Raw genomic sequence first — 13,152 nt, forward strand, 5'->3', positions numbered from 1 at the left:
CTGTCATGCCCCGATCGATTCGACACCATCGACCATGCTCGCACCTGGACAGCGCACTTCCTAGGCGCCTACGCCACCGAGCACCGCCACAGCGGCCTGAACTACTACACCCCAGAACAGGTCCACACCGGCAGCGCTGCCGCTACCCACAAGCAACGACAGCGCCACCTCGCCAACTACTACAACGAACATCCCGAACGGTTCCGGCAACCACCGAAACCACCACCACTACCGACAACCGCCGGTATCAACCCACACCTGTCTCAGACAGGTTGACAACTACCGTGCAACGTGTGGATTTGGCTGGAACGGGTGGTTTTATGTCGGGAGTCAGTCGAAGCGTTCGATGCTGGATTCGGCCAGCCGGGACAGGCCCTCGCGGATGTGGCGGGCCCAGATGCTGCCGATGCCCTCGACGGCCTGCAGGTCGGCGGCGGTTGCGGCGAGGAGCGCCTGCAGGGTGCCGTAGCTGCGGACGAGTCGATCGATGTGGGCGAACTGCAGGCGGGGGATCCGGGCCAGCAGCCGGTATCCGCGGGGGCTCATCGCGGTGTCCTGTGCGTCAACGGTATTCGGGTAGCCGAATGCACGGGCCAGTGCCGTCAGGTCGAGAAGGTCTGCGTCGGTGAGTTTTTCGATGGCGGCCAGGGCCTGCTCGACCTCCTGGGTGCTCGCGGGCTCGGGACTTGCGAAGTAGTCGCGGACCACCAGTTCGCGCGCAGAGTCGTTGTCGCCCACGAGTTCTTCGAGCTGCAGGCTGAGCTGGCGGCCGTTCACACCGAGTTCGACTACGTAGTACTCGATCTCCTCGGAGACGCGTCGGACCATTTCCAGGCGCTGGGCCACCGTCATCGCATCGCGCAGCGTGACGTAATCCTCGATCTCCGAACGGGACAGCTGTGTGCTGACCTCGTCCAGTCGGGTCTTGTACCGCTCGAGTGTTGCCACCGCCAGGTTCGCGCGCGAGAGGATGGCGTCCGAACCCTCGACCACATAGCGGATTCCGTCGACGTATGCGGACACGATCGACATCGACGCACTCACCGAGATCACGGGGTATCCGGTCTGGATGGCGGTGCGCTCGGCGCTACGGTGCCGGGTACCCGATTCCTCCGTCGGGATCGACGGATCGGGAACCAGCTGCACATTGGCCCGGACGATCCGCGCGCCGTCGGTCGAAAGAACAACCGCACCGTCCATCTTCGACAGCTCACGCAGCCGGGTCGGCGCAAATGCCACGTCCAGATCGAAGCCACCCGCACAGATGCTCTCGACCTCGGGATCGTGCCCGATGACGATGAGAGCGCCGGTCCGGCCACGCAGGATGCGTTCCAGGCCATCTCGAAGGGGTGTGCCGGGTGCGAGCCGGGCGATCGTGGTGCGGAGCAGATCGGAGGCCGGAACCTCTGGCATGAGGCGCCTTTCTGTAGTAACGCAAGTGGTGACTAGATTAGCTGTCTGTGAAAACCTCCTTTGTTTTGCCCGACGAGCTCGTCCCGGCAGTCCGGTCGCCCAAGGCTCCACCGCCCGGGGAAAGCGTGCGCGCGCACAATCCGATGTGCTTCGGATGCGGGGAGCAGTCCGAGGGTGGACTCCACGTGGTCGCGATCGCGGGCGAGGGCACGAACGCCACGGTCCGCATGCAGGTCGACAAACGTTTCGAGGGTGGTCCGGGCACGATCCACGGCGGCATTCTCTCGACCGCATTCGACGAGGCGATGGGTCTGACCCACTACATCGTGGGCCAGGTCGCAGTGACCGCGCATCTCGAGATCGACTTCGCCAAACCGATCCCACTCGGTTCGGAACTGCGGATCGAGGCCGAGACAGTCGGGACGGTCCGGCGCAAGCTGTACTCCCGTGCAGTCGCGTATCTCGGCGACAGCACTGAAGCGGTTGCCGCGGCGCATGCGATCTTTGTCATCATCAAACCGCTCGAGCACTACAGGGACAGCTATGCCGTCAGCGGTGCCGCAGAGTTCTACTCCGAAGCCATCGCACGCAAGGAGCGCAGCGGCGGCGTCTAGCGCCGCGAGTCAGAATGAGAAGGGGCCCGCGGGGCCTTTGAGTGCGGCGCGCATCGCCGTCTGAAGGTCGGCGACCTGGGTGATCTTGATGCCCGATGGCAGGTCCAGCGATCCGGCCGGAACGATTGCGTGCTTGAACCCCAAGCGCTTTGCCTCGGCGACCCGGCGGCCGACCCCGGCCACCCGGCGGACCTCTCCGGCGAGTCCGATCTCGCCGATGGCCACCATCGACCCCGGCAGCGATCGCTGGGCGAGGATGGAACTGAGCGCCAGTGCCACCGAGAGGTCGGCGGCGGGTTCGCTGATCTTCATGCCGCCGACGGTGGCGACGTAGACGTCCTGATCGTGGGTGGGCAGGTTCGCCCGGGCTGCGCAGACGGCCAGAATCATTGCCACCCTTGCCGAATCGAGCCCGACCACCGCGCGACGGGGGTTTGCCAGACTCGATTTCGAGACCAGCGCCTGGACTTCGCCGAGGAGTGGACGTTTACCGTCCAGCGCCACGGTGATGGCGGTGCCGGCAACCCCGATGTCGCGGTGGTGCAAGAAGAGTTCGGAGGGGTCGGTGACTTCGTGGATGCCGTCTTCGCGCTGTTCGAAGCAACCGACCTCGTCGGCAGACCCGAAGCGGTTCTTGATCCCGCGGACCATGCGCAGGGGTGAATGCTTGTCGCCTTCGAACGACAGGACGACGTCCACCAGGTGTTCCAGCGAGCGTGGGCCGGCAACGGTGCCGTCCTTGGTGACGTGGCCGACGAGGATGACGGCGATCCCGGCGTTCTTGGCCAGGGAGGTCAATGCTGTTGTCACCGCGCGGATCTGGGTGACGCCGCCGTTCACGCCATCGACGTTCTGGGCGATCATCGTCTGTACCGAGTCGACCACCATCAGCGATGGCATGACTGCTTCGGCGTGGCCGAGGACCGCGCCCAGGTCGGATTCGGCGGCGAGGTAGATCTCGTCGTGGACGGCTCCGGTGCGTTCGGCACGGAGCCGGACCTGACCGGCCGACTCTTCGCCCGTGACGTAGAGGGCCCGACGGCCTTGCAGCGCCCATTGTTTGACGGCCTCGAGCAACAGGGTGGACTTGCCGACACCTGGTTCGCCGGCGAGGAGCATGACCGAGCCGGGGACTATGCCCTTGCCCAGTACCCGGTCGAATTCGCCGATGCCGGTGGGGAAGGCGGCGGCGTTGGTTGCATCGATCTGCGTCATCGGACGCGCCGGCCGGCTGGGAATCGTTGCGACGGTGGCGGATTTGCCCCCGCCGATTCCGGATCCGCCCACGGTTGCCAGGGCGGCTTCGGTCACCGAGCCCCATTCACCGCATTCCGGGCAGCGGCCAACCCATTTCGCGACTTGATATGCGCAGGCACTGCACCGGTACGTCGACTTCTGTTTGGCCACTGGATGACTCTAGCCAGCGGGTCTGACAGCGAAGTGCCGGCAGCGCCGCGAGGGGTGGGTTCCGGCGTCGGCCAGAACCCACCGGCGACTAGTGGTGCTCTTCGACGTGGTCCGCGTCGACGCCGCGGGGCTTGTCCTGACGGGGCAGGACTGTGCCGGCGTCGATCGGGACATCGACGGTGGTCTCGCCGGCGTTCTCGAACGAGAAGACCATCGGGACGGTCAGGCCGGGTGTGAGCTTGTTCGGTGCATTCGTCACGGTCACGGTGATTCGCTCTTCGACCGGATCCGGGGTGTGCTCGACGTCGACTTCCAGCAACCCGGAAGGCTCACCCGCATGCAGCGCCCGGGCGGGGCCGATCGTGGTGTCACCGTCGATCGTCACGGTGCCCTTGCCGTCGGCGAAGGCGATGCTCTTGAGCTTGTCGCCCGTGTCGGGCGACGTGTTGGCGATCACGAACCCCATTTCGAGCGGCCCGCCGTTGACGAACTCTTCGGTGCTGCCGTCCTTCGGGAACATGATCTGCACGTTGCGCAGAGCCAGGGCTCCGGCGTCGATCTCGGTTCCGTTGATGGCCGGTGCCTGGTTGGCGGTCTGGCTGATCTGGCCGGCGCCGCACGCGGTGGTGCCGATCAGCAGGCCTGAGGCGATGGCTGCGGCGGCGAGGGTCGATGCGACTCGACTTCGCCGGACGGTCCGCGCCGACGAAAAGGCCTTCGGCCGGGCCGGCCCGAAGCCCGTGGGCTGGGCCGATTCTTTCTGCACTGACACCGGTTTTCCTCCGAGGTAGGTCCTGATGCGACGACGCGCGCGCCGTGTCGTCGGGCGGCGCAGGTACTCGACCAGCGCACACCGGACACACAATGCGTGCACTACGCAGCGTAGTGGGCGACCCTCGGGAATTCCCGATGGGGTCGCGAAAACAATCTGTTTCGCATCCACCGGCCAGCTGGCATGATGATTCTCATGAGTGAGAATCTGATTTCCGCCGCACCTCCTGTTCAGGTGGGCGGTCGGCCGGGAATGGTCCTGCCGGGTCCCGTGTCGTTTGCATCGGACTTCGGGCTGACGTCATTTCAGCCGACGCCGCAGCGTTCGGTGATGACGGCGATGCTGACCGACAAACTCCGGGACTCCGGTGGGGCGGCCGCGACAGGGGTTCTCATGACGGTGGTCGACATCGTGGCCTCGGATCCGGCGCTGGTCGCCGCGGCGCCCGACTGGACCGCAACCCAGGATCTGTCGCTGTATGCCGCCGATCCGATCACCCGCGGGCCGATTGTCGCCGACGCCAAGCTCATCCGGGCAGGCAAAAAGGTGGTGGTCATCTCCGTTGATGTCTATGACGGAAATGGTGCGACCGACCTCCGGGCGCTGGCCGATGCCATCGACTCCGGAGCCCACGGCCTGACCCGGGCCGGTCGGGCCCTGGTGGTGTTCGCCCGCATCCCGCGGACCGCGGCCGTCGACGCCGATCTGTATTCGCCGGCGAAGACGGTGGGGACGATCCAGGAGCGTAAGCCGACTCCTGTCGACGGGACGGTGTACTCCCGACTCGCCATGCGCGTGATCGATCCGGACGCCGGCGTGCTCGAACTCGACCTTTCCCCGTTTGTCGTCAACCAGATAGGCACCATCCTGGGCGGTGCGCAGGCGGTGCTCGCCGAGTCGGCCGCCTGCGCCATGCGCCCGGGAATGGTGGCCTGTGACATGCAGATCCACTACCTCTCGCAGGTCCGGGTCGGTCCGGCGCGGGCGAGCGGAGTGGTCGTCCGGGATGCCGGTGACCACAGTGTTGTGGATGTCCAGTTGGTCGACGCCGGTACCGGCGACACCGTGCTCGCCCTGACGACCGTGACCCTGCGGCGCGAGGTGACGGCCTAGCGGTGGTCGCGGCGGTCCGGGCCGCATGCCATCTGGTGGACAGTTGTCTGAACCGGTGCCCACAATCTGCCCGTGGCGGGGGGCCTCGAGTGCTCGGGCCTTCGGACTTCGGGCGCTGTGCCAGCACACATTTCAGTTGCCGTCAAGGTTTCGGATCCGGTCGCTATGCCGCTGACCTGCGCCGTTGGCTGATGACGCGGAATGCCCCGTGCTAGACTGGAGAAATCGAAAGGGGCATGGAACATTGAATTTCAAAGTTGGTGACACCGTTGTCTACCCCCATCACGGTGCCGCACTGGTCGAAGACATTGTGACCCGGACCATCAAGGGCGAGGCAGTAGAGTACCTCGTTCTCAAGGTGGCTGATGGTGACATGACAGTTCAGATTCCATCGACAAAGCTCGAATATGTAGGAGTCCGCGACGTAGTCGGGGAAGAGGGTTTGGGCAAGGTTTTCGACGTCCTCCGGGCGCCGCACACCGAAGAGCCCACCAACTGGGCTCGCCGCTTCAAGGCAAACCAGGAGAAGTTGATCTCCGGGGACATCATCAAGGTCGCCGAAATCGTTCGCGACCTCTGGCGTCGTGAGCAGGATCGTGGTCTGTCCGCAGGCGAGAAGCGGATGCTGACCCGCGCCCGCCGTGTCCTGGTCGACGAGCTCTCGCTGGCGCAGAACACCAACGACGAGAAGGCTTCGATCATTCTCGACGAGGTTCTCGCCGCAGCTTCCTGAGCACGCCGGCTCGATTCTGGTGTCTACGGTCGCATTGATCCCGGCTGCAGGTCGTGGAGAGCGACTCGGCATGGGTTTACCAAAAGCGTTTGTCGACCTCGCAGGTCAGAGCATGTTGCACCATTGTGTGCAGGGTGTTCTGTCCAGCGGGGTCGTCGACCGTGTCGTCATCTCGGTACCTGTAGATCTGGTTGACCAGGTCCGGTCCGAGTTCCCCGAGTCCACTGTGGTGGCCGGTGGTTCCAATCGTTCGGATTCGGTGAAGGCCGCCTTGCTGGCGGCGCCGTCCGACTCCGAGGTGGTGCTGGTGCACGACGCCGCCCGCTGTCTCACTCCCGCATCGTTGTTCGCCGATGTGGTCGACGCTGTCCGATCGGGCGCGTCCGCGGTTGTTCCCGCACTGCCGGTGGTGGACACCATCAAATCCGTCGACCCCACCGGCATCGTCACCGGAACCGTCGATCGCGCGTCGCTACGTGCGGTGCAGACCCCGCAAGGATTCGACTACTCCGTGCTCAAAGCCGCCTATGCTGCCGCCGCCACCGATTTCACGGACGACGCCGGTCTCATCGAATCCCAGGGGATCGATGTGCAGACGATCCCGGGCGACCCGATGGCCTTCAAGATCACCACAGCGTGGGATCTGAACCTGGCCACGTGGCTGCTCACGGATCGGGCTCACGCATGAGGGTGGGTATCGGTACCGACGTTCATCCCATCGAGAGCGGCCGGCCGTGCTGGATGGCCGGGCTGCTCTTTGCCGACGCCGACGGCTGCGCGGGGCACTCGGACGGTGATGTGGCCGTTCACGCGCTCTGTGACGCGCTCCTGTCGGCAGCGGGCCTCGGTGATCTCGGGTCGGTGTTCGGTACCGGGCAACCACAATGGGAGGGCGTCAGCGGCGCCCGGATGCTCGCGCACGTGCGCGAACTGTACGAAGCACAAGGATTTGTCATCGGCAACGCCGCAGTGCAGGTGATCGGCAACCGGCCCAAGATCGGCCCTCGCCGTACCGAAGCGCAGGGGGTCCTCAGTGCCCTTCTCGGAGGGCCGGTCTCGGTCTCCGCCACCACCACCGACGGTCTCGGATTGACCGGACGAGGCGAGGGCATTGCTGCCGTGGCCACTGCACTGTTACTTGACCAGTAAGATTGCCGATCGTGACCCTGCGCCTTTACGACACCGCCGCCCGAGAGCTGCGTGATTTCACGCCGATCCGACCCGGACATGCCTCGGTGTACCTGTGTGGCGCCACCGTCCAGGGAATTCCGCACATCGGGCACGTCCGCAGCGGTATCGCCTTCGACATTCTCCGTCGCTGGCTGACGCACAAGGGCCTCGATGTGGCATTTGTGCGCAATGTGACCGACATCGAAGACAAGATCTTGCGCAAGGCGGCCGATGCCGGCCGCCCCTGGTGGGAATGGGCAGCCACCCACGAACGTGCGTTCACCAAGGCATACGACCAGCTCGGGGTGCTGCCGCCGTCGGCCGAGCCGCGCGCCACCGGGTTCATCACTCAGATGGTGGAGTACATGGAGCGTCTGGTCGAACGTGGCCACGCCTATGCCGCCGACGGCAACGTGTACTTCGATGTCCAGAGCCTGCCCGACTACGGATCGTTGTCGGGACATCGCCTCGACGACGTCCATCAGGGCGAGAGCGCCGGGACCGGCAAACGCGACCCCCGCGACTTCACCTTGTGGAAGAGCGCCAAACCCGGTGAACCGTCCTGGCCGACCCCGTGGGGTCGCGGTCGTCCCGGTTGGCATCTGGAATGCTCGGCCATGGTCACCTCGCTCCTCGGTCCCGAGTTCGACATCCATTGCGGCGGAATGGATTTGATCTTTCCCCACCACGAAAACGAGCAGGCGCAGAGCCACGGCGCCGGCGACCCGTTCGCCCGGTACTGGATGCACAACGGCTGGGTCACCATGGGTGGCGAGAAGATGTCGAAGTCGCTCGGCAATGTCGTCGCGATCCCGGCGATGCTGCAGCGGGTCCGGGCCGTGGAGCTCCGTTACTACCTGGGCAGCGCCCATTACCGATCGATGCTCGAGTACACCGAAGGTGCCCTCCAAGATGCCGCCGAAGGCTATCGACGGGTGGAATCCTTTGTGCAGCGGACGGTTTCGCGTGCCGGAGCGGTTCCGGTCGGCGAGATCACAGCCGAGTTCGCCGCCGCCCTCGACGACGACCTGGGCGTCCCGGCCGCACTCGCCGAGATCCATGGTGCGGTGCGGATCGGCAACACGGCACTGGAGTCGGGCGATCACCAGGCGGCAGTCGCCGCGGCCGCCACGGTGCGCGCGATGATGGGTGTGCTCGGCGTCGATCCGCTGGCCGAGAACTGGGCGGATTCCGCTTCCGATTCCGACACCACCGCCGCGCTCGACGTACTGGTGCGGGCCGAGTTGCAGCGCCGGACCACTGCACGGGCCGAGAAGGACTGGGCCACCGCAGACGAGGTTCGTGATCGGTTGGCACGCGCCGGGATCGAAGTCACAGATACTCCGGACGGCCCGCAGTGGTCGATGTCCGAACCAAAAGAAACCGTAGAGACGGACCGATGAACGCGATGCCGGGTGTCCCGGCGATCGAAGATTACAGCGCATTTCGCGTAAGGTGGGTGGCCTGATGGCCGGCAATTCAAAACGTAAGGGTGCAGTTCGCAAGGGCAGCACCAAGAAGGGCCAGACCGTGGGTTCGGGCGGACAACGCCGTCGCGGACTCGAGGCCCGGGGTGCGACCCCGAAAGCAACGGAGCGTACGTACCACGCGGCGCACAAGCGTGCCAAGGCGGCGGCCAAGAGTTCAGGTGGACCCTCCGGCGGACGTCCGCAGCGCGGCAAACCGACAACCGATGGTCCGGAATACGTACTCGGCCGCAATCCCGTCGTCGAATGCCTGCGCGCCAAGGTGCCGGCCACCGCGCTCTACGTGGTCCTCGGAGGTGAGGCCGACGAGCGGGTGACCGAGTCCGTGCAGCTCGCCGCCAACGCCGGTATCTCGATCCTCGAGGTGCAGCGTCCCGAACTCGACCGGATGAGCGCCAACGGCATGCACCAGGGCGTGGCCCTGCAGGTGCCGCCATACCGCTACGCCCATCCCAGCGACCTGATGCAGCTGGCGATCGACAGTGGTCGTCCGCCGCTGCTGGTGGCCCTCGACAACATCACCGATCCCCGCAACCTCGGTGCCGTGATCCGCTCGGTGGCCGCGTTCGGTGGCCACGGTGTGGTGATCCCGGCCCGGCGCAGCGCTTCGGTCACCGCGGTCGCATGGCGGACCAGTGCCGGTGCGGCAGCGCGTCTGCCTGTCGCCCAGGCCACGAATCTGACTCGGACACTGAAGGATTGGGCCGAGTCCGGCGTCCAGCTGGTTGGTCTCGACGCCGATGGTGACGTGACCCTCGACAACTACGACGGCTCCGGACCCACGGTCATCGTGGTCGGATCCGAGGGCAAGGGCCTGTCACGTCTGGTCCGTGAATCGTGTGACTCGATCCTGTCGATCCCGATGGCCGGTGACGTCGAAAGCCTCAACGCCTCGGTCGCCGCCGGTGTGGTGCTCGCCGAGTTCGCTCGCCAGCGCCGTTCCTAACTCACCCCCCAACCCCGATGGTGTGGCCTTTTGGCGAACAAAACCCCAGGTGGGGCCGCCAAAACGGCACATCATCGGGTGAGTCAGGCGGGGTCGCCCTCGAGGAAATTGATGATCACCGGATTCACCACCGCGGGTGTCTCGATCGGGATGAGATGGGTTCCGGGCAGCACCGCCAAACGTCCGTTCGGCAGCTGATCGACGATCGCCAGGCTGTGCTCGACGAGCACTTCGTCGTGGTCGCCCTGCATCACCAGAGTCGGCGCGGTCACGGCTGTCAGATCGGTGAGATCCATTTCGGGCTCGCTCGCGACCATGGCGTTGGTCTTCTCGAACACCACCGGGAAGTGGTCGTCTCCGTCCGGTGAGGCCGAGGCGTAGTCGGCCCGGAGGAACTGCACGATGTCGGAGTCGATGTCGCCGATGTCGTCGAGGATTCCGCCCGGCGCCCGGCCCGACGAATTCAGATACTGGCCCAGGACGACCATGCGGTCGACCAGGTCCGGTCGTTTGAGGGCGACGAGGAAGGCGATGACCGCACCATCGCTCCATCCGACGATGTGGGCCCGGCCGCCGACGACCTCGTCGAGATAGACGATGGTCTCGTCGGCCATCGTTTCGTAGTGGAACTCCTCGGTCACGTCTGCGCTGTGCCCGTGTCCGTGGCGCTCCGGGACATAGACCCGGAAACCGGCGTCGACAAACGGCTGGAACTGACCGCCCCAGTCCGCGGCGCTCGAGAACGCGCCGTGAAGCAGGACCACCGGGGTGCCCGCGCCGGCCACCTGATGCCAGATCTTTGTGCTTGGCACGGGATGGCTGATCTCGACGTATCCACTGAAGTCGGTGGTCATGGCCTCGAGGATTCCAGATCGTGGCCTGCCCGGCGCGGTGAATCGTCCGATGGCGGGCAAGCGCCCGCTAAGTGCCGCTAGGGTCGGGTGCATGGCCATAGCAAGCACACGAGTGACACTGTCCGACGGTGTTGTCGCCGGCGTCCGCGACGGCGACATCGTCCGCTGGCGGGGAATCCCTTTTGCCGCACCGCCGGTGGGCGACCTCAGGTTGCGCGCCCCGCAGCCCGCCATCCCATGGACCGGGGTGCTGGAGGCGAACAGTTTCGGTAACGCATCGCCGCAGCACCCCAGGTACGCGATCGCCGAGCGTGGCAAGAAGCAGCCGGTCAGTGAGGATTCGCTGATCCTGAACGTGGTGGCGCCGGCGAAGGCGTCGACCGAGCCCCGCCCGGTGATGGTGTTCATCCACGGCGGTGCCTACATCCTCGGCTCGACGGCCACCCCGCTCTACTACGGTCACGATCTCGTCCGGCGCGGGGATGTGATCTTCGTGTCGATGAACTACCGCCTCGGCCCGCTGGGATACGGCGATTTCACCGCACTGTCCACACCCGAGCGGCCGTTCGAATCCAACCTCGGACTGCGTGATCAGGTTGCCGCACTGCAGTGGGTGCAGGACAACATCGCCGAGTTCGGCGGAGACCCCGGCAACGTCACCCTCTTCGGCGAGAGTGCCGGCGGGAATGCCGTGACGACGCTGATGGCCACGCCCGCGGCCGCGGGTCTTTTCCACCGTGCGATCGCCGAGAGCTCGGCGCCGATCCTGACGCTGCACCAGCATTTTGCCCGGAAGTGGGCGGGCAAGCTCACCGAACTCCTATGCGCCGACATGGGTGTGGATGATCCGGCCGAAGCGCTGGTAAACGCCTCGCTCGCCGAGATCGGCCGGGCCGGACACCGGCTGGCCCGCTGGGTCACGGAGGACACCCCTGGACTCCTGCCCTTTGGTCCGGTCGTCGACGGCGACTATCTGCCGGAGTCACCACTGGACGCGTTCGCGGACGGGACGGCACATCGGGTTCCGATGATCATCGGCACAAACCGCAACGAGGGAACACTGTTCAAACGGTTGCCTCAGGGCATGTTGTCGACGGAGGAGTCGATCACGGCGATGTTCGCCGCCACCGATCCCGATGCGCAGGACCGCATTGTCGGCGCCTATGGCGGGTTCCCGAAGCCGAGGTCGATGGTGAAGTTCGGCGGGGACTACATCTTCTGGGTCGGCACGATCGCCGCAACCGAAGGCCATTCGCAGCACGCGCCCACCTACGCCTACCGGTACGACTACGCCCCCCGACTGCTGAAGTGGCTGGGGCTGGGCGCCACGCACGCGACGGAATTGTTCGCTGTCTTCGGAATCTACCGGGGTAAAGCGGGCCGTTTGCTCGCCCGGGGGAGCGATCGGCGCAAAGCGCTGGAGGTCACGTCCGAGGTCCAGGATCAGTGGTTGGCGTTCGCCAAAACCGGCGAGCCGCTGGAATCCTGGCCGCGATACACTCCGAAGGTCCGCGCCACCAGGATCTTCGACAAACACTCCTATGTGGAAATCGACCCCTATCGCGCCCGTCGCGAGGCGTGGGCGGGATTCGGCGATTATGTGGCCGCGATTTCGGGACTCGAACCGGCCACGGAGACATTGGAGAACATATGACGCGCGTATTCACATCGGCCGCTGAAGCCCTGGCGGCGGTGGGTTCTGAACTCGGTAAGAGCGATTGGCTGGAGATCACGCAGGAGCGGGTCAATCTGTTCGCCGATGCCACCGGTGACCACCAATGGATCCACGTCGATGTCGAGCGTGCCAAGTCGAGCCCCTTCGGTGGGACGATCGCACACGGCTTCCTGTCGTTGTCGCTCCTCCCGATGCTCGGCGCCCAGATCTACGGCTTCGAGAACGTGAAGATGGCGCTGAACTACGGCAGTAACAAGGTTCGCTTCCCGTCTCCGGTGCTGGTCGGATCGAAAGTCCAGCTGACCACCACCCTCGCCGAGGCGACCGAGTTGCCCGACGGCGCCGTTCAGCTTGTCTTCGGCCACAGTCTGGCCATCGAGGGCGGCACCAAGCCGGCTCTGGTCTCGGAGATGGTAGTCCGGGTTCTTTTTTGACGCTCACCCGTCACGTCAGTTCACTGTGCCGCGGGTCAGCAGCAATGCTGCTGGCCGCGGCACTGCTGGTCGGTTGCGGCGATTCCGCCGATGGGGCCTCGGACGACGACGGCGTTGCCATCACGACGTCGCCGACCACAACTCAGGTGATGTCCACCGCGTCGAGCACATCGGGGCGATCGCCGGTTTTGGGGTCCGCGGCGCCGGTCTATCTGCCGCCGTTCATCAGCGAGGCGGCGTGGGCGCAGACGGATCAGGGCCCGAGCTTGCAGGTGTTTCCCACCGAATCGGGCCGATACACGCCCGGTGGCAGTGAACTGGATGCGGCCTGGTCCGAAGTTGTTGCCATGGACCTGACCGCAGATACCCCTGGTATGCGCGACCAATTCGCCTGCCATTGGCGGTTTGCCCGGATCGTGGCGCCCGAGAAGACCAGCTGGAACCTCGAGCCCTGGCGACCGGTGGTCTCCGAGGCCCAGATGATCGCCGCCCAGTGCAACCCCGGCGCGCCGGAGGAACAGATTCCCTAGTGCG

Annotated in this window: 14 protein-coding genes and 1 pseudogene; 11 read left to right on the forward strand and 4 right to left on the reverse strand. The window is 65.5% G+C overall.

What is annotated here, in order from left to right; all coding sequences use genetic code 11:
* A pseudogene (locus H290_RS31670) lies at positions 1-276 on the forward strand (IS3 family transposase); the annotation flags it as partial.
* Between the two features lie 54 nt (positions 277-330).
* Here H290_RS31670 and disA read toward each other — a convergent pair.
* A complete protein-coding gene (gene disA / locus H290_RS0115670; RefSeq protein WP_020107764.1) occupies positions 331-1,413 on the reverse strand; it encodes a DNA integrity scanning diadenylate cyclase DisA in 1,083 nt (360 codons plus the stop codon).
* Positions 1,414-1,460: 47 nt separating this feature from the next.
* On the opposite strand from disA, the gene H290_RS0115675 reads away from it, so the two are divergent.
* Positions 1,461-2,027, forward strand: a complete 567-nt coding sequence (locus tag H290_RS0115675) for a PaaI family thioesterase (protein WP_028463254.1) — start codon at positions 1,461-1,463, stop codon at positions 2,025-2,027.
* A 9-nt stretch (positions 2,028-2,036) separates the two neighbouring features.
* Here the strand turns inward: H290_RS0115675 and radA are convergent, their stop codons facing one another.
* Positions 2,037-3,434, reverse strand: coding sequence for a DNA repair protein RadA (radA, locus tag H290_RS0115680; RefSeq protein WP_028463255.1), 1,398 nt, complete (start codon positions 3,432-3,434; stop codon positions 2,037-2,039).
* A gap of 88 nt (positions 3,435-3,522) precedes the next feature.
* Positions 3,523-4,206: a hypothetical protein gene (locus H290_RS28710; RefSeq protein ID WP_231373712.1), complete on the reverse strand. Its 684-nt coding sequence runs from the start codon at positions 4,204-4,206 to the stop codon at positions 3,523-3,525.
* Between the two features lie 195 nt (positions 4,207-4,401).
* Here H290_RS28710 and H290_RS0115690 point away from each other — a divergent pair, with 195 nt between their 5' ends.
* The 6 genes from H290_RS0115690 (at position 4,402) to rlmB (ending at position 9,655) form a co-directional block, all read left to right on the forward strand.
* Positions 4,402-5,319, forward strand: coding sequence for a hypothetical protein (locus H290_RS0115690; RefSeq protein WP_231373713.1), 918 nt, complete (start codon positions 4,402-4,404; stop codon positions 5,317-5,319).
* Positions 5,320-5,563: 244 nt separating this feature from the next.
* Positions 5,564-6,052, forward strand: coding sequence for a CarD family transcriptional regulator (locus H290_RS0115695; RefSeq protein ID WP_020107769.1), 489 nt, complete (start codon positions 5,564-5,566; stop codon positions 6,050-6,052).
* A gap of 19 nt (positions 6,053-6,071) precedes the next feature.
* Positions 6,072-6,740: a 2-C-methyl-D-erythritol 4-phosphate cytidylyltransferase gene (gene ispD / locus H290_RS0115700; RefSeq protein WP_028463256.1), complete on the forward strand. Its 669-nt coding sequence runs from the start codon at positions 6,072-6,074 to the stop codon at positions 6,738-6,740.
* Positions 6,737-7,201, forward strand: a complete 465-nt coding sequence (gene ispF / locus H290_RS0115705; protein WP_028463257.1) for a 2-C-methyl-D-erythritol 2,4-cyclodiphosphate synthase — start codon at positions 6,737-6,739, stop codon at positions 7,199-7,201. Before ispD ends, ispF begins: the two co-directional genes overlap by 4 nt.
* An 11-nt stretch (positions 7,202-7,212) precedes the next feature.
* The gene (gene cysS, locus H290_RS28715; protein WP_020107772.1) at positions 7,213-8,625 is read left to right on the forward strand and encodes a cysteine--tRNA ligase; all 1,413 of its coding nucleotides are present in this window, start codon (positions 7,213-7,215) and stop codon (positions 8,623-8,625) included.
* A 64-nt stretch (positions 8,626-8,689) separates the two neighbouring features.
* The gene (rlmB, locus tag H290_RS0115715; RefSeq protein WP_028463258.1) at positions 8,690-9,655 is read left to right on the forward strand and encodes a 23S rRNA (guanosine(2251)-2'-O)-methyltransferase RlmB; all 966 of its coding nucleotides are present in this window, start codon (positions 8,690-8,692) and stop codon (positions 9,653-9,655) included.
* Positions 9,656-9,738: 83 nt separating this feature from the next.
* Here the strand turns inward: rlmB and H290_RS0115720 are convergent, their stop codons facing one another.
* Positions 9,739-10,509, reverse strand: a complete 771-nt coding sequence (locus H290_RS0115720) for an alpha/beta fold hydrolase (protein WP_020107774.1) — start codon at positions 10,507-10,509, stop codon at positions 9,739-9,741.
* 91 nt (positions 10,510-10,600) lie between these two features.
* Between H290_RS0115720 and H290_RS0115725 the strand changes: the two genes are divergently transcribed.
* From H290_RS0115725 to H290_RS28720, 3 genes are read left to right on the forward strand one after another with little or no spacing between them, the layout of a single operon-like run.
* On the forward strand, positions 10,601-12,163 hold the full coding sequence (locus H290_RS0115725) for a carboxylesterase/lipase family protein (RefSeq protein ID WP_028463259.1): 1,563 nt from the start codon (positions 10,601-10,603) through the stop codon (positions 12,161-12,163).
* Positions 12,160-12,618 (forward strand): MaoC family dehydratase, encoded by a 459-nt coding sequence (locus H290_RS0115730; RefSeq protein ID WP_020107776.1) that lies wholly within the window; start codon positions 12,160-12,162, stop codon positions 12,616-12,618. Before H290_RS0115725 ends, H290_RS0115730 begins: the two co-directional genes overlap by 4 nt.
* A complete protein-coding gene (locus H290_RS28720) occupies positions 12,615-13,148 on the forward strand; it encodes a DUF2599 domain-containing protein (RefSeq protein WP_231373714.1) in 534 nt (177 codons plus the stop codon). The genes H290_RS0115730 and H290_RS28720 overlap by 4 nt, the downstream gene beginning before the upstream one ends.
* The last annotated feature ends 4 nt before the right edge of the window (positions 13,149-13,152 follow it).

This window comes from Nocardia sp. 348MFTsu5.1, from assembly GCF_000383535.1.
Lineage (GTDB): Bacteria > Actinomycetota > Actinomycetes > Mycobacteriales > Mycobacteriaceae > Williamsia > Williamsia faeni.

Bases quoted from the DNA above. Each gene is read 5' to 3' on its own strand.
- H290_RS0115730 (WP_020107776.1), top strand. From the start codon at position 12,160: ATGACGCGCGTATTCACATCGGCCGCTGAAGCCCTGGCGGCGGTGGGT.
- disA (WP_020107764.1), bottom strand. From the start codon at position 1,413: ATGCCAGAGGTTCCGGCCTCCGATCTGCTCCGCACCACGATCGCCCGG.
- ispF (WP_028463257.1), top strand. From the start codon at position 6,737: ATGAGGGTGGGTATCGGTACCGACGTTCATCCCATCGAGAGCGGCCGG.
- H290_RS0115690 (WP_231373713.1), top strand. From the start codon at position 4,402: ATGAGTGAGAATCTGATTTCCGCCGCACCTCCTGTTCAGGTGGGCGGT.
- H290_RS0115725 (WP_028463259.1), top strand. From the start codon at position 10,601: ATGGCCATAGCAAGCACACGAGTGACACTGTCCGACGGTGTTGTCGCC.
- rlmB (WP_028463258.1), top strand. From the start codon at position 8,690: ATGGCCGGCAATTCAAAACGTAAGGGTGCAGTTCGCAAGGGCAGCACC.
- H290_RS0115720 (WP_020107774.1), bottom strand. From the start codon at position 10,509: ATGACCACCGACTTCAGTGGATACGTCGAGATCAGCCATCCCGTGCCA.